Annotated in this window: 21 protein-coding genes; 11 read left to right on the forward strand and 10 right to left on the reverse strand. The window is 71.2% G+C overall.

Annotation, left to right across the window (positions count from 1 at the left end; all coding sequences use genetic code 11):
• Nucleotides 1-5: 5 nt before the first annotated feature.
• Nucleotides 6-899, reverse strand: a complete 894-nt coding sequence (locus ABZ453_RS21575; RefSeq protein ID WP_359016629.1) for a LysR family transcriptional regulator — start codon at nucleotides 897-899, stop codon at nucleotides 6-8.
• A 126-nt stretch (nucleotides 900-1,025) separates the two neighbouring features.
• Between ABZ453_RS21575 and mgrA the strand changes: the two genes are divergently transcribed.
• Entirely contained in the window at nucleotides 1,026-2,018 is a 993-nt protein-coding gene (gene mgrA, locus ABZ453_RS21580; RefSeq protein WP_359016631.1) for an L-glyceraldehyde 3-phosphate reductase, read from the forward strand.
• Here mgrA and ABZ453_RS21585 read toward each other — a convergent pair.
• Nucleotides 2,008-2,994, reverse strand: coding sequence for an oxidoreductase (locus tag ABZ453_RS21585; protein WP_359016633.1), 987 nt, complete (start codon nucleotides 2,992-2,994; stop codon nucleotides 2,008-2,010). The genes mgrA and ABZ453_RS21585 overlap by 11 nt on opposite strands.
• 100 nt (nucleotides 2,995-3,094) lie before the next feature.
• Here ABZ453_RS21585 and ABZ453_RS21590 point away from each other — a divergent pair, with 100 nt between their 5' ends.
• Nucleotides 3,095-4,012: an AraC family transcriptional regulator gene (locus ABZ453_RS21590; RefSeq protein WP_359016635.1), complete on the forward strand. Its 918-nt coding sequence runs from the start codon at nucleotides 3,095-3,097 to the stop codon at nucleotides 4,010-4,012.
• On the opposite strand, the gene ABZ453_RS21595 is transcribed toward ABZ453_RS21590, so the two are convergent.
• Both ABZ453_RS21595 and ABZ453_RS21600 read right to left on the reverse strand, forming a co-directional pair.
• Nucleotides 4,009-4,290 carry a DUF1905 domain-containing protein gene (locus ABZ453_RS21595; RefSeq protein WP_359016637.1) on the reverse strand — a complete coding sequence of 94 codons (282 nt, stop codon included), beginning with the start codon at nucleotides 4,288-4,290 and terminating at the stop codon, nucleotides 4,009-4,011. The genes ABZ453_RS21590 and ABZ453_RS21595 overlap by 4 nt on opposite strands.
• A gap of 76 nt (nucleotides 4,291-4,366) precedes the next feature.
• Nucleotides 4,367-4,750, reverse strand: a complete 384-nt coding sequence (locus ABZ453_RS21600; RefSeq protein WP_359016639.1) for a nuclear transport factor 2 family protein — start codon at nucleotides 4,748-4,750, stop codon at nucleotides 4,367-4,369.
• Between the two features lie 322 nt (nucleotides 4,751-5,072).
• On the opposite strand from ABZ453_RS21600, the gene ABZ453_RS21605 reads away from it, so the two are divergent.
• Genes ABZ453_RS21605 through ABZ453_RS21625 form a run of 5 tightly spaced genes read left to right on the forward strand, consistent with a single transcriptional unit; the run spans nucleotide 5,073 to nucleotide 10,013 of the window.
• A complete protein-coding gene (locus ABZ453_RS21605; RefSeq protein ID WP_359016641.1) occupies nucleotides 5,073-5,483 on the forward strand; it encodes a hypothetical protein in 411 nt (136 codons plus the stop codon).
• A 59-nt stretch (nucleotides 5,484-5,542) separates the two neighbouring features.
• Nucleotides 5,543-7,882, forward strand: coding sequence for an FHA domain-containing protein (locus ABZ453_RS21610; RefSeq protein WP_359016643.1), 2,340 nt, complete (start codon nucleotides 5,543-5,545; stop codon nucleotides 7,880-7,882).
• Between the two features lie 7 nt (nucleotides 7,883-7,889).
• A complete protein-coding gene (locus tag ABZ453_RS21615) occupies nucleotides 7,890-8,444 on the forward strand; it encodes a hypothetical protein (RefSeq protein ID WP_359016645.1) in 555 nt (184 codons plus the stop codon).
• Entirely contained in the window at nucleotides 8,434-9,432 is a 999-nt protein-coding gene (locus ABZ453_RS21620) for a serine/threonine-protein kinase (RefSeq protein WP_359016646.1), read from the forward strand. Before ABZ453_RS21615 ends, ABZ453_RS21620 begins: the two co-directional genes overlap by 11 nt.
• Nucleotides 9,433-9,470: 38 nt before the next feature.
• Nucleotides 9,471-10,013, forward strand: a complete 543-nt coding sequence (locus tag ABZ453_RS21625; RefSeq protein ID WP_359016648.1) for an MOSC domain-containing protein — start codon at nucleotides 9,471-9,473, stop codon at nucleotides 10,011-10,013.
• A gap of 7 nt (nucleotides 10,014-10,020) precedes the next feature.
• Here the strand turns inward: ABZ453_RS21625 and ABZ453_RS21630 are convergent, their stop codons facing one another.
• On the reverse strand, nucleotides 10,021-11,289 hold the full coding sequence (locus ABZ453_RS21630; protein WP_359016650.1) for a streptophobe family protein: 1,269 nt from the start codon (nucleotides 11,287-11,289) through the stop codon (nucleotides 10,021-10,023).
• 173 nt (nucleotides 11,290-11,462) lie between these two features.
• On the opposite strand from ABZ453_RS21630, the gene ABZ453_RS21635 reads away from it, so the two are divergent.
• Nucleotides 11,463-12,647 (forward strand): DUF6777 domain-containing protein, encoded by a 1,185-nt coding sequence (locus ABZ453_RS21635; RefSeq protein WP_359016652.1) that lies wholly within the window; start codon nucleotides 11,463-11,465, stop codon nucleotides 12,645-12,647.
• Between the two features lie 106 nt (nucleotides 12,648-12,753).
• The gene (locus ABZ453_RS21640) at nucleotides 12,754-13,209 is read left to right on the forward strand and encodes an ATP-binding protein (RefSeq protein WP_133048660.1); all 456 of its coding nucleotides are present in this window, start codon (nucleotides 12,754-12,756) and stop codon (nucleotides 13,207-13,209) included.
• Between the two features lie 58 nt (nucleotides 13,210-13,267).
• Here the strand turns inward: ABZ453_RS21640 and ABZ453_RS21645 are convergent, their stop codons facing one another.
• Entirely contained in the window at nucleotides 13,268-14,155 is an 888-nt protein-coding gene (locus ABZ453_RS21645; RefSeq protein WP_359016655.1) for an RNA polymerase sigma factor SigF, read from the reverse strand.
• A 114-nt stretch (nucleotides 14,156-14,269) separates the two neighbouring features.
• Nucleotides 14,270-15,058, reverse strand: a complete 789-nt coding sequence (locus ABZ453_RS21650) for a class I SAM-dependent methyltransferase (RefSeq protein WP_359016657.1) — start codon at nucleotides 15,056-15,058, stop codon at nucleotides 14,270-14,272.
• 81 nt (nucleotides 15,059-15,139) lie between these two features.
• Here ABZ453_RS21650 and ABZ453_RS21655 point away from each other — a divergent pair, with 81 nt between their 5' ends.
• On the forward strand, nucleotides 15,140-15,556 hold the full coding sequence (locus ABZ453_RS21655; protein ID WP_359016659.1) for a helix-turn-helix transcriptional regulator: 417 nt from the start codon (nucleotides 15,140-15,142) through the stop codon (nucleotides 15,554-15,556).
• Between the two features lie 21 nt (nucleotides 15,557-15,577).
• Here ABZ453_RS21655 and ABZ453_RS21660 read toward each other — a convergent pair whose 3' ends face one another.
• The 3 genes from ABZ453_RS21660 to ABZ453_RS21670 form a co-directional block, all read right to left on the reverse strand.
• On the reverse strand, nucleotides 15,578-16,180 hold the full coding sequence (locus ABZ453_RS21660; RefSeq protein ID WP_356763927.1) for an ATP-dependent Clp protease proteolytic subunit: 603 nt from the start codon (nucleotides 16,178-16,180) through the stop codon (nucleotides 15,578-15,580).
• A gap of 1 nt (nucleotide 16,181) precedes the next feature.
• Nucleotides 16,182-16,820 carry an ATP-dependent Clp protease proteolytic subunit gene (locus ABZ453_RS21665; RefSeq protein WP_359016662.1) on the reverse strand — a complete coding sequence of 213 codons (639 nt, stop codon included), beginning with the start codon at nucleotides 16,818-16,820 and terminating at the stop codon, nucleotides 16,182-16,184.
• Nucleotides 16,821-16,945: 125 nt separating this feature from the next.
• On the reverse strand, nucleotides 16,946-18,145 hold the full coding sequence (locus ABZ453_RS21670) for an epoxide hydrolase family protein (RefSeq protein WP_359016664.1): 1,200 nt from the start codon (nucleotides 18,143-18,145) through the stop codon (nucleotides 16,946-16,948).
• A 123-nt stretch (nucleotides 18,146-18,268) separates the two neighbouring features.
• On the opposite strand from ABZ453_RS21670, the gene ABZ453_RS21675 reads away from it, so the two are divergent.
• Nucleotides 18,269-18,751, forward strand: coding sequence for a VOC family protein (locus ABZ453_RS21675; RefSeq protein WP_208785079.1), 483 nt, complete (start codon nucleotides 18,269-18,271; stop codon nucleotides 18,749-18,751).
• Nucleotides 18,752-18,780: the final 29 nt, after the last annotated feature.

Raw genomic sequence — 18,780 nt, forward strand, 5'->3', positions numbered from 1 at the left:
GCGCATCACACGCTGTCGTGTGTCGCCTGTTCCAGAAGCGCCATCAGTGCCCGCGCCGCCGGACTGGTCGCCGGGGCCGGCGGCAGCAGGGCCACCGTCTCGTAGACCGTCTCGCCCGTGCCCTTCACGGGCAGGGCGGTCAGCGCCTCGCGCTTGTGCCGGAAGTGCCGGGGGACGACGGCCACGCCGAGGTTCTCGTCCACCAGGTCCAGCAGACTGTGCACGTCGTTGACCTCCAGCGCCACCGTGCGCCGTACACCCGCCGCGGTGAAGGCCGCGTCGGTGGTGCGGCGCGGGCCCCAGTCGGGCTGGAAGTCGACGAACACCTCGCAGCCCAGATCGTCCGGGGTCACCGCCGCGTCGTCCCTCGCCAGGCGGTGGCTGGGATGGCACAGCACGGTCATCGGCTCGGCCGTCAGCGACACCGAGCGCAGCTGGTCGGTGTCCGCCTGCGTACGGTAGGCGAAGGCCAGGTCCAGCCGTCCCGCCGCGACCTCCTCGGCGAGTTCCAGCGAGCCCGCCTGCCGCAGCCGGATCTCCACGTCCGGATGCCGGTGCCGGAACGCCGCCAGCAGCCGCGCCACATGCACGCCCGCGATGCACTGCTCGGTCCCCACCGACAGCGTGCCCCGCAGCACTCCCTGCACGGCCGCGACCGCCTCGTGCGCCGCCCGCACCTGTGCCAGGATCCGCTCGGCCTCGCCCAGCAGCGCCCGTCCCGCCTCGGTGAGCGTCACCCTGCGGGTGGTGCGCACGAACAGCGGCGTCTGCAACTCCCGCTCCAGCGCCCGGATCGAGGCCGACAGCCCCGACTGGGAGACCATCAGCCGTTCGGCGGCCCGGGTGAAATGCTGGTCCTCGGCGACCGCGACGAAGTGCTGGAGATGGCGGAGTTCCATGATTGTGCAGCCTATCTGCTGAGTTCCATCGCATTCTCCTGTTGGACCACTGCCCTCAGGTCGCCAAAGATGGGGTACCGGTTTCCGGAACCGAGAAAGTCCTGTGCCAACCCCTCTGGAGTCGCGTTGTACACCGCACACCCCGACCGCTACGCGGACCTGCCCTACCGGCGCACCGGACGCAGCGGCCTCAAGCTCCCCGCGATCTCGCTCGGCCTGTGGCACAACTTCGGTCCCGACCGCCCGGTCGAGACTCAGCGGGCCATTCTGCGCCGCGCCTTCGACCTCGGCGTCACCCACTTCGACCTCGCCAACAACTACGGCCCGCCGCCCGGCGCCGCCGAGCTGGCCTTCGGCGAGGCCCTCAAGGGCGACTTCGCGCGCTACCGCGACGAGCTGGTGATCTCCACCAAGGCCGGCTATCTGATGTGGCCCGGCCCGTACGGCGAGTGGGGCTCGCGCAAGTACCTGCTGTCCTCGCTGGACCAGAGCCTTGCCCGGATGGGCCTGGACTACGTCGACATCTTCTACTCGCACCGCCCCGACCCGGAGACTCCGCTGGAGGAGACGATGGGCGCCCTGCACTCCGCGGTGCAGCAGGGCAAGGCGCTCTATGTCGGCATCTCCAACTACTCGGCCGAGCAGACCCGGGAGGCCGCACGCATCCTGGGCGAGCTGGGCACCCCACTGCTGATCCACCAGCCGCGCTACTCGATGCTCGACCGCCGCCCCGAGGACGGCGGCCTGCTGGACGCGCTCGACGAGCTCCAGGTCGGCTCCATCGTCTTCTCCCCGCTGGAGCAGGGCCTGCTGTCCTCCCGCTACCTCGACGGCATCCCGGAGGACTCGCGGGCCGCCTCCGACAGCCCGTTCCTGCAGTCGGACGCGGTCACCGAGGACCTGGTGGCCAAGCTGCGTGCTCTCGACGAGATCGCCAAGGGCCGCGGACAGACCCTGGCCCAGCTGGCCCTCGCGTGGGTGCTGCGCGGCGGCCGGGTGACCTCCGCGCTGGTCGGCGCGAGCAGCCCGCAGCAGATCGAGGACAGCGTCGCGGCCACCCGCAACCTGGACTTCGACGCCGACGAACTGGCCCGCATCGACGCGATCGTCACGCCGTAAGACGCTCGCTGACCTCCCAGAGGCGGGCCGCCGCCTTCGGATCGACGGCGCCCGGCAGCACGCCGGGCGTCCGCTCGCTCTCGTACCAGGCGGCCTCGGTCTCGGGCGTCACGAGCGGGCTGACGTCGCAGTTCTCGCAGTAGACCCCGCCGAGGCCGGCCAGCTGGGGACTGGTCGCGCACCAGACGCCGGTGGCCGCGCCCTGCTGCACCGTCTTCCACTGACGGCCGGGATCGATGACGGGCCTGCCGTCTGCGTCGACCGTGCCCGACGCCCGGACGATCTCCGGGTCGAGGTGCTTGATCAGCCCGGTGTCGATGATGATGCCGGGGTGCACGGAGAAGGCCCGTACGCCCTCGGTGCGCCCGCGCCGGTCCAGCTCCACGGCGAACAGCGCGTTGGCCGTCTTCGACTGGCCGTACGCGACGAACGGCTCGTAGGGCCGGTGCTCGAAGTGCAGGTCGTCGAAGTCGACGCCGCCGAAGCGGATGCCCCGGGAGGACACGGACACGACCCGTGCTCCGCCTGCCGCGACGAGCGCCGGCCACAGGCGTCGGACCAGCTGGAAGTGCCCCAGGTGGTTGGTCGCGAACTGTGCCTCGTAGCCGCGCGCGTCCCGGGTCAGGGGAGTCGCCATGATCCCGGCGCTGTTGACCAGGAGGTGCAGCGGCCGTCCGGAGGCCAGGAACTTCTCCGCGAAGGCGTCGATCGACGCCGGATCCAGCAGGTCCAGGTACTCGGTCTCGGCCCCGGGCACAACCGTCAGCGCGGCCCGCGCCCGCTCGAGGTCACGCGCCGGTACGACGACCTGGGCGCCGGCGGAGCGCAGCACCCGGGCCGTCTCCAGGCCGATCCCCGAGTAGCCGCCGGTGACGATCGCGACCTTCCCGGTCAGGTCGATCCCGCTGGTCACCTCCTCGGCGGTGGACGCGGCGCCGAAGCCGGAGCGGACGGGACGCTGTGCGGTGGTGGTCATGTCTGGCTCTCCTCGAAATGGACTGACCAGGCCACCGTAGGACCGCCGATCCGTACGATGAATGCTTGAGAATCCGCATTGCTTGCGTGATGGTTCGAGCATGACCGCGGATCCGCTCTCCGACGCTCTCGCCGTCGCCGACGCCCGCAGTGTGTTCTCCGGGGGATTCCTGGCCGGAGGGCACTGGGCGATCCGGCTCGTGGGGCGCGACAAACTGAAGGTCAACGCCGTGGTGCGCGGACGATGCCTGCTGCTGCCGCCGGACGGCGGCGAGCCACTGCCACTGGTCGAGGGCGACATCGTGGTCTCCGACGGCAGACGGCCGTATGTGCTGTGCAGCGGGCCCGGCATCGAGCCGATCAGCTCCGACCAGGTCGCGATGGACCCAGGAACCCGCATGGGGCGGCTCGGCGAGGGCGAGGACGTCGCCTGCGTCTCCGGGCACATCGACCTCAGCCGGGACAGCGGCGAGCTGCTGCGCCGGGCGCTGCCGGAGCTCATCCACGTGACAGCCGACGCGGCCGAGGCGTCCGTGCTGCGCTGGCTGGTCGGGCAGCTGATGGGGGAGATGAAGACGCGCCGGGCGGGCGGCGAGTTCGCCTCGGACCAGCTGGCCCAGCTGATGTTCGTGCAGGTGCTGCGGGTCTGCCTCGCCGAGGCCGGCGGGCTGCCGCCCGGCTGGCTACGCGCTCTCGCCGACGAACGGCTCGTCCCGGCGCTGCGTCTGATGCACGCCGACCCGGGACACCCCTGGCGGCTCCAGGAGCTGGCCCGCGCCGCCGCGATGTCCCGCACCACCTTCGCCGTACGGTTCAAGGAGGCGGCCGGGGTGCCGCCGCTGACGTACCTGCTGAACTGGCGCATGAGTCTCGCGGCCCGCGCCCTGCGCCAGGACACGGCCCCCATCGCCACGCTCGCCCGCTCCGTCGGCTACACCTCCGAAAGCGCCTTCAGCAACGCCTTCAAACGCTCCATGGGCGTAGCCCCCCGCCGCTACCGGGACGCCGCCCGGGCCTAGAGCCGCTCCTCCAGGCGTACGGTCACCGAGTCGCCCTCCGTCTTGCCGATCGCCTTGCGGAGGTCGGCCTTGACCGGCAGTTTGTGGGTGCCGTCGCCGAGGGCCATGAAGGAGCTGCGGAAGGGGTGTCCGTCGATCGTGCCGCGGACCTTGACGAGCCCGCGGGTGCCGAAGAAGTCGACGGACTTCGGCCAGACCAGATAGGTCCAGCCACCCTCGGCGGGGCTCTTGCGCAGGACGGCGGTGAACTGCTCGTCGAGTTTTCCGGTCGTCACCATGGTGGTTCCTCCGCTCCCGGTGGTCGTGTACAGGAGACCGTCGGGAGCGGGGAAACTCATCGCCCCGGCCGCGTGCTCACGTCCCGGTCGGCACCCGGTCCAGAAAGCCCAGCACGGTGCGGATGCGCCCGTCCTCGTCCAGCGTGATGACGTCGAAGCCGGCCACCGGCGCCGAGCCGTCGGACTCGTTGACCAGCTCCCAGGAGAAACGCGCCGTGCCGTGGTGGCCGTCGACCGGGCCGGCCGGCCGGAAGGCGAACCCGGGGAACTGCTCGTGGGCCGCGGCGATCACGGCGGCGATCCCCTCGTGGCCGGTGACATCGGCCAGCGGGTCGGTGTAGGAACCGTTTGGGGTCCACGCGGCGGCGACCGCCTTCGCCAGCTCCTCCGGCTCGCCCGCGTTCCAGGCCTCGAAGTAGCGGGCGACGGCGTTCTCGTAACGGTCGGTGTTCGCGGACATGGCGATCAGCCTCCACAGAGGTAGTCGTTGCTGGTCAGAGCCTGGATCGCGGTCTCGGCGACCCGGTACGACCACCCTGCCCGGCGCGGGGCGGTGGGTCGATTACCCCTCGGGTAATGAACCGACCCGCGCATTTCGGCCAACTGCCCCTGTGAATATGCCAGGAGACTGGCCGGAAAAGCATGGTGACACTGTTTCAGTAGTGAACATACTCAACAGTTGAGGGACTTCACGGCGAGCGAAGACGCCGTCACGTACCGCACATGAGCCGCCCGGAAAGCGAGGAAAGGCCGAGAGGCGAACGAGCAGCGGGGGAATGACCATGCATGACGAGTTCTTATGCCACGTCACCGCGTACGGAGTCTGTGCCGGGCAGCGCATCGGCGTACCCCTGGGCACCTACCGTGCCCCCACCCTCGCCCTCGCGCTGTGGTGGCTGCGCGACCGCGCCATCTGGATCGCCGACCGTCTCGACCCGCAGCCCGAGGCCGAACACTTCCCGTCCGGTTCGCTGATCCCGGTCGCCGAGACCGTGCCGGACGTGCCGACCGCGCTGCGCTGGTGGTGCGGTGAACTCTCCCAACAGGAGCTGGTCGCCGACGAGTTGGCCGCCGGGAGACTGGTGCGGGTCGCCATCTGCGACGAGACCACCGAGTACGAGCTGCTCGCCGAGTCCGTAGACGCACTGCGCATGCAGCGGGTCGTCCCGGCGCTGTTCATGCCTGTCGGCTGAGCTCCGGGACCGCTCCTCGCGCCAGGCGCACATGTGGACGAATCGGTAGTATTTGCCGCATGGCAGAGCGGCCGGTCGCTCCGACAGCGCCTGAACTCGTGCTGGAGACCGAGACGGGCTCCACGGTGATGAGCCCGAGCCACGACTACCACGTGGGCCGCGACCCGCTGTGCGACATCGTCCTGGACGACGCGCGGGTCTCGTGGCACCACGCGGTGCTGCGGCCCGAGGACGGTCACTGGCTGGTCGAGGACGAGCACAGCACCAACGGCACGTTCGCCGACGGCCGCCGTGTCCACGAGTGGGGCGTCGGACCCGGAAGCGTCATTCGCTTCGGCAACCCCTCCGACGGCCCCCGCGCCGTCCTGCTCGACTGCCCGCCACCGGTCGTCGAACGCCCCTCCGCGGTGTCGATGCCCGGCCTGACCGGCACCTTCCGCCAGCCCACCACCGTACGGCCGCTGCCCACCCGCACCCTGCGCATCGGCCGCGCCACCGACAACGACCTGGTCATCGACGACCTCGGCGTCTCCCGCCGGCACGCCGAACTGCGCGCCCTGCCCGACGGCAGCTACGAGATCGCCGACCTCGGCAGCCACAACGGCACCTACCTCAACGGCACGCCCGTCACCGTCGCCCCGATCGGCCCCGGCGACATCGTCGGCATCGGCCACTCGGCGTTCAGCCTCGTCGGCGACACCCTGCAGGAATACGTCGACACCGGCGAGGTCTCCCTCGACGTGCAGGATCTCGCGGTCGCCGTCGACCGGGGCCGCAAGACGCTGCTGGACCACGTCTCCTTCCCGGTCGGGGAGAAGTGCCTGCTCGCGGTCGTCGGCCCGAGCGGTGCCGGAAAATCCACCCTGCTCAACGCGCTCACCGGGCAGCGGCCCGCCGACCACGGCACCGTCCTCTACGACGGCCGCGACCTCTACCGCGACTATGCCGAGCTGCGCCAGCGCATCGGCCTGGTCCCGCAGGACGACATCCTGCACTCCCAGCTCACCGTCCGCAGCGCCCTGTCCTACGCGGCCGAACTGCGCTTCCCGCAGGACACCGCCAAGGCCGAGCGCCGGGCCCGCGTCGACGAGGTCATCCGCGAGCTGGGCCTGGAGCAGCGCGCCCGCCAGCCCGTGCACAGCCTCTCCGGCGGCCAGCGCAAACGCGTCAGCGTCGCCCTGGAGCTGCTGACCAAGCCCTCCCTGCTCTTCCTCGACGAGCCGACCTCCGGTCTGGACCCCGGCATGGACCGCTCGGTGATGCACATGCTGCGCGGCCTCGCCGACGACGGACGCACGGTCATCGTCGTCACCCACAGCGTCCTCAGCCTCGACGTGTGCGACCGACTCCTGGTCCTCGCACCCGGCGGCAAGGTCGCCTACTACGGCCCGCCCGAGGACGCCCTCGCCTTCTTCGGCTTCGAACAGTGGCCGGAGGCCTTCGAGGCCTTCGAACGGGACGCCGACCGCGACTGGGCGGGCGACTTCCGCCTCTCGCCCTTCCACCGGCACTACGTCACCGAGGCCACCGCCCAGCCCCGGGTGCCCCGCTCCGGCCCGGTCGTCATCACCCCGCCCGCCCGGCCACGCAGCCGGGGCGCCCAGCTCGGCACCCTGGTGCGCCGCTACACCGCCGCGCTCAGCGCCGACCGCACCTTCCTCGCCATCATGATCGCCCTGCCGTTCGTGATGGGCGCCATGGCCCGCGCCCTGGCCGGCAGCAAACTCACCCATGACACGGCGATGAACGCCCTGCTGATCCTGTGCGTCGGCGGAGTCCTCACGGGGGCGGCCAACGCCGTGCGCGAACTGGTGAAGGAGCGCACCATCTACCAGCGGGAACGCGCCGTGGGCCTGTCCAGATCGGCGTACCTGATGTCCAAGGTCGTCGTCCTCGGCACGGTCACCGTGCTGCAGGCCGTTGTGCTGACCCTCGTCGCCCTGCTCGGCGTCGATCTCAACGCACCCGGCGGGAAAGGCGTGTTGATGCCGCCCCTGGTCGAAATCACCGTCGCGGTCGCCCTGCTGGCGTTCACGGCGATGATGCTCGGCCTGCTGGTCTCCGCGCTGGTGCGCAAGGAGGAGGTGACGATGCCGCTTCTGGTGCTGCTCGCCATCGTCCAGGTCGTCTTCTGCGGCGCCCTGTTGAAACTGCACGGCGTACCGGGCCTGGAACAACTGTCCTGGCTGGTGCCCTCACGCTGGGCGCTCGGCGCGATGGCCGGCACGATCGGGCTGTCCCGGATCGTCCCGGGCGAGCTGACCGCCGACCCGCTGTTCCGGCACTCCACCGGGGTGTGGCTGCTGAACATCGCCATGCTGGTCGTGCTGTCCGCCGTCTTCTGGTTCGCGGTGTCCCGGCTGCTGCGCCGGCACGAACCGGCCGTGATGCGGAAGTAGGGCCGCGATGACCACGCCCGGATTCCGGCCCACCCACGTCGTCCCCCAGCACGGCATGCCCGCCTGGGAGGCCCCCGACCCCGCCCGCCCCACCATGCCCCTCGACCCGTTGCTGCCCGTGCAGCTGACGGAGCGGCGCGGCGACTGGGCGCACGTCCTGTGCGTCAACGGCTGGTCGGCCTGGGTGGACGGCCGCCTGCTGGTCGCCGTACCCCAGGAACCGCCGGCCGCCGGCGATCCCCGCGCCCGGATCGCCGACCCGCGCCCCCTGCTCGCCCGCGCCGAACAGGCCCTGGCCCACTACCGGGCCGCCGTCGAGGACCTCGCCGGCGGCATGGACGGGGAGTCCTTCCGCGGCCGTACGCGCGGGCTGCGCGTCGGAATCGTCGTCGACGGCGAGTCCGTGTGGCTGTACGACACCGAGCAGGGCCGGTGGGTGTACGGCGACGGAGCGCGTCTGGCCCCGTACGCCACCGACGACGGACCCGGCGCGGCCGCGGGTCCGGCCGCGGCGGACGCCGGGCATGCCCCGACCCAGGTCGTGACGCCCGATGGACCGTGACACGGGCCTGTTCTCGGGCCGCCCCTCCGAGCTGGTCGGCACCCAGGTCGCCGACTACCGCATCGAGCGCGAGATCGGGCGCGGCGGCATGGCCGTCGTCTACCGCGCCCGCGACCTGCGCCTGGACCGCACGGTCGCGCTGAAGCTGCTCGCCCCCGAGCTGGCCCGCAACGACACCTTCCGGCTCCGTTTCACGCACGAGTCCCGGGCGGCCGCCGCCATCGACCACCCGCACATCGTGCCGATCTACGAGGCGGGCGAGACGGACGGCGTCCTGTACATCGCGATGCGTTACGTCGAGGGCAGCGACCTGCGGCATGTCCTGGACCGCCGCGGCCCGCTGGCCCCCTCGGTCGCGGTCCGCATCGCCGCGCAGGTCGCCTCCGCGCTGGACGCGGCCCACGAACACGGGCTGGTCCACCGGGACGTGAAGCCCGGCAACATCCTGGTGGCCCGCGGCACCGACAGCGACCACCCGGAGCACAGCTACCTCACCGACTTCGGCCTGACGAAGAAGTCGTTGTCCCTGACCGGCTTCACGACCGTCGGCCAGTTCGTCGGCACCCTCGACTACGTGGCACCCGAGCAGATCTCCGGCCGCCCGGTCGACGGACGCTGCGACGTCTACGGTTTCGCCTGCGTCGTCTACGAGTCCCTCGCGGGTCACCCGCCCTTCCGCCGCGACGACGACATGGCCCTGCTGTGGGCCCACCAGTACGACCAGCCGCCTGCGCTGACGGAGTCCCGCCCCGACCTCGCCCCCGAGGTCGACCCGGTCTTCACCAAGGCCCTCGCCAAGCCCCCGGACGAGCGCCACGCCTCCTGTCTCGCCTTCGTCTCCGATCTGCGCGCGTCCCTGACCGGAGGCCTGGACGCCAGTCATCCGGCGACGGCGGTGGACCTTCGGCAGGCGGGCCCGGGGGAGGAGCCGCCACCGGCGCCCCCACGCTGGGCCGACCCGGTGTTCGGGCGTCCGGGCCCGGGATAGGCTCATAACTGATCGTTACCGACGAGGGGGGTCCGACGATGAGCGGAAGCGTGACGGCGGTCAGCAGCAACGGGGTGTACTCCTTCACCAAGCCGAACCGGGACAGCATCACGCTGCTCGCCGGGCTGGGGGTGGAGGGGGACGTGCACGCCGGGGTGACGGTCAAGCACCGGTCCAGGGTCGCGCAGGACCCCACCCAGCCCAACCTGCGCCAGGTGCATCTCATCCACGAGGAGCTCTTCGCCGAGGTCGGCGAGGCCGGGTTCAAGGTGGCGCCCGGCGAGCTCGGCGAGAACATCACCACGCGCGGCATCGACCTGCTCGGCCTGCCGGTCGGCACCCTGCTGCGCGTCGGCGACTCCGCCGTCCTGGAGGTCACCGGTCTGCGCAACCCCTGTCTGCAGATCGACAACTTCCAGGACGGGCTGCTCAAGCAGGTCGTCGGCAGGGACGAGGCCGGCAAGGTCGTACGCAAGGCCGGGATCATGACCGTCGTGCGGGAAGGGGGCGTGGTGCGCCCCGACGACAGGATCGAGGCGGAACTCCCCAGCGGCCCGCACCGGCCCCTGGACAGGGTCTGACCACACGTCACACCCCTGCGGCGGCACCCCTCCGCCGTACCGGCCTCGCCAGCAGCGCGCCCAGGAACCCGGTCACCAGCCCCCACAGCACCGCCAGCCCCAGCGCGCTCCACACCTGGGGCGTGAGGAACAGGTTCCCGCCCAGACGCCCGCCCAGGTCGCCGATGCCCAGCACCGACAGGCCGTAGTGCGCGGAGATCCGGCCGACCAGGCAGATCATCCAGACCGTGAGCGCGAGGGCGACGGCCATGTGCAGGGCGTGCTGCCAGGCGCGCGTCCGGGACGGGGAGCGGGCCGCCATCACGAAGGCCGCGCCCAGCAGCAGCACCGCGTCCACGACGACCAGCCACCACACCCGGCTGTCGTAGTCGGAGAGGGTGCTCAGGTTGAGCGTGGAGACGTCCTTGGTGCGCAGCACCTCGTCGAGCACGTGCGGCATGGGCAGCCCGAACGGCCCCTGCACCCTGCCGTGCCAGGTCGCGCCGAGGCCGAGGGTGAGGGTGAGCCAGGCCAGGTTCGGCATGCCCAGCAGGATCACCGCGAGGGTCTCCACGGCATGCCCGCGGGTCGCCGCGGTCACCAGGCCGATGACGACGCCGAGAGCGACGTACACGAGGAGCAGGGCCACCATCGCGTACGCGGCCGGACGCACCGACTCCTGGAAGCGCAGCAACCGGCCGGGCAGCGGCGCCCCGCGCGAGACCAGCAGGGCCAGCACCAGGACGCCGGCCAGCCACAGCAGGCCGAAGAGAAGCGTTTGCGGTACGTCGGTCTTGAAACCGACCTTCGGCGAGACGTCGAACAGGTCACCGACGTCGCTGAGCGTGCCGTTGCCGAGGGAGAGGGCGAAGGTCTGGCGGGCACCGAAGGCCAGACCGAGCAGGGCGAGCAGCCACAAGGCTGCGATCCGGGCCGCCCATCCAGCCAGTTCGGGCGCTCCGGTGACCGCCCGGTGCCGCAGCGGGCGCAGGAAGCCGGCGGCGAGCACGAGCGCACCCGTCAGCGTGACGGACAGCGGGATCACGGTCAGCCCGGCGGAGGACGAGGCGAGCCCGCCCGCGTCCCCGGACAGCTCGATCGTGCCGCCGACGGCCGTGACCACCGTCGCCGCCACCACCCGGGGAAACGCGCCCTGGGGAAGATCCGTCGCTCCGGCCGCCCACAACCCCAGGGCGGCCACGACCCCCATGGCGATCAGCGCGGCCAGCACCGCGGCCAGGGCCTGCACCCAGCCATGACGGGTCACGGTCTGCTCGGAGGCGGTTCGCAGGCTCACGCCTGCCACGCTAAGCAGCACCCGCCCACCCCGCCCGCCGGGAGGGCCGTCCGCGTCGGCTTGCGAGCCGCGCACGACAGATGCAGACAATAGGTATGTAGGTCATTTGAGCTGCACAACTCCGAGCAAGCAGCTGGAAACCAGCAGGAATCCAACGTCGGGAAGAAGAGCTCGTGAGCGTCGAACCGCCGTCTTCCGGCCGCCCCACAGGACCGCCCTCGGGCCCGCTGTCGGGTCCCACCGAGCCACCGTCCGGTCCGCCCTCCGAGCCGCCGCCCGGCAGCAGTGGCGGAGCGCCCACACCGGAACCCCACCGTCCGTGGTGGAGGTCGGTACCGCGCGTCGCCCTGCTTACCACCGCGGTCGTCGCGGTCGTGGCCCTGGCACTCGTGTTCACCCACTCGGGCGGGGGTGGCGGCGGCAAGAAGAGCGGCGAGGTCTTCCTTCAGGCGGCGGACAAGAGCGGCCCCGACCCGTTCACCCCGTCCACCGCCAAGAACAGCTCCACCACCCCCGTCTCGCCCTCTCCGGCCACACCCTCGGCCCAGTCCAACGCGGTGCAGGGGGTGGACGGCGGCGCGCCCGGCCTCTACGGCGGCAGCCGCAACGTCTCCAGCTGCGACGTGGAACAGCAGATCAAGTACCTCCAGGCGACCCCGGCGAAGACCCAGGCCTTCGCCGGCGTCGAGGGCATCGCCCCCTCCCAGGTCCCCGCCTACCTGCGCTCGCTCACCCCGGTGCAGCTGCGCATGGACACCCGCGTCACCAACCACGGCTACCGCAACGGCACCGCCACCACCTACCAGGCCGTCCTTCAGGCGGGCACCGCCGTCATGGTCGACGGCCACGGCGTACCCCGCGTCCGCTGCGCCTGCGGCAACCCGCTCACCCAGCCCGTCGCCCAGCAGGGCGCGTTCAGGCAGACCGGCGACGCGTGGCCGTCGTACCACGCCTCGAACACCGTCGTGGTCACACCCGCACCGCAGATCATCAACGTCTTCGTGATCTACGACCCCCACCACAAGGCCTGGATCGGCCGGCACCGCGGAGACACCGGGCACCACGACCGGCCGGTCAAACCGCCGACGCGACCCTCGCCGTCGGTGAGCGTCACCACGCCCACGCCGTCGTCGCCGTGCGCCTCCTCGCCGGGCCCGGGTTCGGGCAAGAAGTCCCCCTGCCCGCCCAGCTCGAGCACCCCATCCTCCCCGTCCTCCTCGTCGCCGAGTTCGGAGTCGCCGTCGTCCGTGCCGCCCACGACCGCGCCGCCGTCCTCGGATTCCTCGTCCCTCGAGCCGCCGACGGCCTCGAGCTCACTGAGTTCCTTGTCATCGGTGGGCACGACACCGGCGCTCTGAGTGGAAGCGGACACATCGGGCCGCGGCGGGGACTGCGAAGCGCGGCTCGGGGTACGAGCACTGGTGCAGCAGCGTCCGGCCGGTCCGGCTTCCGAGAGAGAAACGCATGAACGACCATGTGGGCGGAGCAGTGGTGGCAACTGGTTTCGATGTACCGGTGGAACCCCTCCGACGGGCGGCCCACTACACCGGCGAACCGGGGTGCATCGCCGAGGCCAGGGCCTTCGCCGCGCACTTCGTGGGCCGGCTGAGAACGGAGTGGTGCGCCGAGATCGGGTCACGCGCCGAGGAGGAGGTCCTGCTCGTCGTGAGCGAGCTGGTCACCAACGCCGACCGGCACAGCAACGGCCCCTACATCCTGGAGCTGGAGGGCACGGACACCTTTGTGACGGTGTGCGTGTGCGACAGCAGCGCGGCCCTGCCGCGCCGGTTCCCGCGCGACCCCGAGCGCATCGGCCGGCACGGTCTGGAGATAGTCCACGCGCTCGCCAAGGGGATGTCCGTCGAACGGGTGCCGGTGGGCAAGCGCGTGTCGGCCGTGGTGGCGCTGAGCGCGGAGTGAGTGCGTCGGCTGACCGCTGCGGGCCATCGCGGCGGTCAGCCGACTTCGTGCGGGTATCTCAGGCGCAGCCGAGTTCGCCCAGCATGCCCTCGCGCAGCCGCGCGATGATCCGCTTGATCAGGCGGGACACATGCATCTGCGAGCAGCCGAGGCGCTCGCCGATCTCCGCCTGGGTGGCCTCCTCCACGAACCGCATGTGGATGATCTGCCGGTCGCGCTCGCCGAGCTCGGCCATCAGCGGGGCCAGCGACTGGAAGTCCTCGACGAGCCGCAGCCCGTCCTCCTCGACGCCGATGAAGTCGGCCAGCACCGCCTCGCCGCCCTCCGGTCCGTCGCCGGTGAGCGCGGCGTCCAGGGAGGAGGAGTTGTACCCGTTGGCGGCGATCTGCGCCTCGACGGCCTCGTTCTCGGAGATGTTCATGAGCGTGGCCAGCTCGGCGGTCGTGGGATCGCGGTCCAGCCGGCTGGCGAGTTCCTCGCGCGCCTTGGCGAGCTCCACGCGCAGTTCCTGCAGCCGCCGCGGCACGTGCACGGCCCAGGTGGTGTCGCGGAAGAACCGCTTGATCTCACCGACGATGTACGGCAGCGCGAAGGACGTGAACTCCACCTCGCGGGACAGCTCGAACCGGTCGATCGCCTTGATCAGGCCGATCATGCCGGTCTGGACGAGGTCCTCCATGTCGTCGCCGCGCCCCCGGAACCGCCCGGCGGCGAACCGCACCAGCGACATGTTCATCTCGATGAGGGTGTTACGGGCGTACTGGTACTCGTGCGTACCCTCTTCCAGCTCCGCGAGCCGCTGGAAGAACTGCCGGGACAGCTCTCGCGCGTCGCGCGGTGCCACGGACCGGGGCTCGACGATGCCCGGAAGCGGCCCGTCGCTCGTGCCGGTCCCGGCGGTCTCCGCTGTGACCTGCGCCTTCGACCGATTCACGGCGGTATTCATTTCCTCTCCCACGGAAGTCGGGGTCCGACGGTGTGTACTACCTCGGGTCCTCGGGATGCGGGTACCCCGGGTTCGGCGGACCATACCTCCCGCAGATCCGGCTGGCGGAAAATATCACTCCGGTGTCCGGGCGGCCACGACGAGTTCGTGGAGATAACGCTTGGTGACGGTCCCGCCGAACCGGGTGTCGATGAGCTGCCGCAGAGAGGTCAGCAGGCCCTGTCGGGCCGTGTCGTCCAGTGCCCGGTGGCCCGAGTAGGTCAGCAGGACGTCGATGTACTGGTCGGCGGTGTAGGTGATGTCCTGGGTGACACGGACCGGCACCGGGGTCTCGAACAGGTCGGATCCGTTGAGCTGGGCGGTCTCCGCGAAGACGATCTCGGACGCCGGCTGCAGACGCAGCCCGGGCGGGGTGGCCGGATCCCAGCGTTCGTAGCACTCCTGTGCCAGCCGGAAGAACTCCTCGGTGCCGCCCGCGACGTGGTCGGTGAGGATCAGGGCCAGACGCCCGCCGGGCCGCAGCGCCCGCGCCGACTTCACCAGCCGGACCGCCGGGTCGATCCAGTGGAACGCGGTGGCGCACACCACCAGGTCGAACGGCTCGTCCGGCAGTTCCCAGCGCTCGAAGTCCGCCACCCGCACGTCCACCCGGGGAAAGCCGCGCAGGCGCCGCCGGGCCACCTGTGCCATGGCGTCGCCGAGTTCCACCGCCGTGATGCGGCAGCCCGACTCGGCCAGCGGAAGGGTGAGTTGACCGGTGCCCGGACCGATCTCCAGGACCCTGCTGTCCGGGCCGAGGTCTGCGGCGCGCGTCAACTCCTCGACGAGGGAGGCCGGATAGCGCGGCCGTGCCCGGTCGTACAGCTCCGCGACTTCGTTGAACGTCTCCCGCAGCACCTTCATCGCGTCCTCCGCTCCTGGGATTCCACCCAGGGCAGAATGCCGATCTCTTCCCATCGGGGCGATCGAATTTAGTCTGAGGGGGTGAGCAGCCAAGCGCCGAACGAAGCACGTGTCATTCCCCTGCGCCGTCCGCAGGCCGAACGTCCCGCAGCCTCGCCGCCGCGTGAGGCGGCCCCGGCGCCCCCCGCGCCCAGGGAGCCGCTCTGGCGTGACCTGGTCGGGGACGTCCTGCGGCGCGAGCGCCTCGCGCAGGAGCGCACCCTCAAGGACGTGGCGGACGCCGCCCGGATCTCCATGCCGTACCTCTCCGAGGTGGAGCGGGGCCGCAAGGAGGCCTCCTCCGAGGTCCTCGCGGCCGCCGCCCACGCCCTGGGCCTGGGCCTCGGCGACCTGCTGTCGCTGGCGCAGGGCGAGCTCACCCGGAGCGGCAGTCGCCGGCACGGCCGGAGCGCGGCCACGCCCGCCTCGCCGTACAACGGACTGTGCCTGGCCGCCTGACCGCGGCAGCGGGCCGGCGCCTCAGACCGCCACGAGGCGCCGGCTCAGCACCTCGTCGGCCAGTCCGTAGGCCACCGCCTCCTGGGCGGTGAAGACCTTGTCGCGGTCCATGTCCGCGCGCAGGGTCGTGATGTCGTGGTGGGTGTGGCGCGCCAGCACCTCCTCGATCTGCGAGCGGATCCGCACCATCTCCTTGGCCTGCAGGGACAGATCGGAGACCGTGCCCTGCCGGCCGCCGCTGGCCGGCTGCCCCAGCAGCACCCGTGCGTGTTCCAGCACGAACCGCCGCCCCGGATCGCCGCCCGCCAGCAGGACGGCCGCCGTGGAGGCCGCCTGGCCGACACAGAACGTCGAGATCGGCGCCTGGACGAACGTCATCGTGTCGTAGATCGCCATCAGCGAAGTGACCGAGCCCCCCGGGGAGTTGATGTAGATCGCGATCTCGTGCTCGGGGGCCGCCGACTCCAGGTGCAGGAGTTGCGCGATGACGACGTTGGCGACGCCGTCGTCGATCTCGGTGCCGAGGAAGATGATCCGTTCCGACAGCAGCCGGCTGAACACGTCGGAGGAGCGCTCGCCGTGCGCGGTCCGCTCGACGACGTACGGAATCGTGTAGTTCCCCATGTCACAGCCCCATCCGTCGCTTGGAGGCGGCCGGGCGGACGTCCGCGAGGGAGTCCAGGACCCGGTCGACCATGCCGTACTCCCTGGCCTCCTCGGCCGTGAACCAGCGGTCGCGGTCGCCGTCCCGGGAGATGGTCTCCGGGCTCTGCCCGGTGTGCTCGGCGGTGATCCGCTCGATGGTCCGTTTGGTGTGCTCCAGGTTCTCCGCCTGGATCTCGATGTCGGCGGTGGTGCCGCCGATCCCGGCCGACGGCTGGTGCATCATGATGCGCGCGTTGGGCAGCGCGTACCGCTTGCCCGTCGCGCCGACGCTGAGCAGGAACTGGCCCATGCTGGCCGCGAAGCCCATGGCGAGCGTGGAGACGTCGTTCGGGATCAGCCGCATGGTGTCGTAGATGGCGAGACCGGCGTGGACCGAGCCGCCGGGGCTGTTGATGTAGAGGCTGATGTCGCTGCGCGGGTCCTCCGCGGACAGCAGGAGCAGCTGGGCGCAGACCCGGTTGGCGGAGATCTCGTCGACCTGGGTGCCGAGGAAGACGATGCGCTGCCCGAGCAGTTGGGCGGCGAGATGGTCGTCGAAGCGGCTGGGCGGGGTGTCGCCCTCCTCGGCGCGGGGCGCGAGCGGGGTGAGTGGAGTCATCGGTTCTCCTGTCGAACGGGTGATGCCGTCGCATCGTGATGCCGTCGACTCCACTCTTGGCCCGGTTCGGTGCCCCGATGCGGTTTCTCTGCCCGCGGCAGATTCGCCACCGGCAGAGCCCGCCGTCAGCCCTTCTCGCGCAGCTGCCGGAAGAACGCCCGCACGTCGCCGACCAGCAGGTCGGGCTCCTCCATCGCCGCGAAGTGCCCGCCGCGGTCGAACTCCGTCCAGCGCACCAGGTTCTCGGTGCGTTCCGCCTTGTGTCGCAGCGGGATCTGGGGTTCGGCCGGGAACAGGGCGAGTGCGGTGGGGGCGGTCGACGGCTCGGTCTGCAGGGCGACCCGGCCGGTGGCGTGGGCGCGTTCGTAGTAGATGCGGGCCGCGGAACCGGCGGTCCCGGTCAGCCAGTAGAGCATCACGTTGGTGAGCAGCCGGTCCCGGTCCACGGCCTCCTCCGGCAGCAGCTGGGAGTCCGTCCACTCGTGGAACTTCTCGACGATCCAGGCGAGTTGGCCCACGGGGGAGTCCGTGAGCGCGTAGGCCACGGTCTGCGGCCGGGTGGCCTGCAGGACGGCGTACCCGGTGCCCTCGCGCGACCACTCGCTCCACCGGCGCCACGACAGCAGCGCCCGCTCCTGTTCCTCGGTGCCCAGCCCGTCCAGCTCCTCCTGCGTGGGCTCGGTGAGCTGCTGAGCCCCCGGCAGCAGGTTGAGGTGGACGCCGATCACCCGGTCGGGGTGGGCGCGCCCCAGTTCACGGGAGATCGCCGCGCCCCAGTCGCCGCCCTGCGCGCCGAAGCGCTCGTAGCCCAGGCGGCGCATCAGCTCGGCCCAGGCGTCCGCGACCCGGCCCGCCTCCCAGCCGGTGTCCGTGGGCGGTCCGGACAGCCCGAACCCGGGAATGCCGGGGACGACGACGTGGAAGGCGTCGGCCGGGTCGCCGCCGTGCGCGGCCGGATCGGCGAGCGGGCCGACCACGTCCAGGAACTCCACGATCGATCCCGGCCAGCCGTGCGTGATGATCAGCGGGGTGGCGTCCGGTTCGGGGGAGCGGACGTGCGCGAAGTGCACGGTCGAGCCGTCGATGGTGGTGGTGAACTGCGGCCACCGGTTCAGCTGCGCCTCGGCGGCCCGCCAGTCGTAGGTGTGGCGCCAGTAGTGGACCAGCTCGCGCAGATAGTCGGCCGGCACGCCGTACGCCCATCCGGTGCCCGGCAGCTCGTCCGGCCAGCGGGTGCGGTCGAGGCGGTCGCGCAGGTCGTCGAGGTCGCGCTGCGGGATGTCGAGGCGGAAGGGGCGGATCGTGTCCGTGGGGGATGACGTCATAGAGCGGAGCCTAGGCGGGGGCCTAGGCAGGGCCATATGGATTAATCGGTCGCCCCACCGATGAGTTCCGCCGCCAGGATCGGTCGGTAGAGGTGACAGCGTTCCACGTCCCAGGAGGAGCCCATGACCACCGACGGATTCACCACCTGTCTCTGGTTCGACGGACAGGCCGAGGAGGCCGCTCACTACTACGTCTCGATCTTCAAGAACTCCAGCATCGGCCGCGTCGGCCGGAACGTCGAAGGGGGAGCGGGCCCGGTCGGCTCCGTGCTGGCGGTGGAGTTCACCGCCAACGGCCAGAAGTTCGTGGCGCTCAACGGCGGGCCCCAGTTCACGTTCAACGAGTCGATCTCCTTCCAGATCTTCTGCAAGGACCAGGAGGAGATCGACTACTACTGGACCAAGCTCACCGAGGGCGGCGGCGAGCCGGGCCCCTGCGGTTGGCTCAAGGACAGGTACGGCCTGTCCTGGCAGGTCGTACCGGACAAGCTGATCGACATGATCAGCGACCCGGACCAGGAGAAGGCCTCCCGCACCACCAAGGCCTTCATGGCGATGTCCAAGTTCGACATCGCGGCCCTGGAGAAGGCCTACGCGGGCGAGTGACGGCCCGTCCGACTGCTGCTGCCGTGGGC

The sequence above is a fragment of the Streptomyces sp. NPDC005799 genome, assembly GCF_040630525.1.
Classification (GTDB): Bacteria; Actinomycetota; Actinomycetes; order Streptomycetales; family Streptomycetaceae; genus Streptomyces; species Streptomyces griseorubiginosus_B.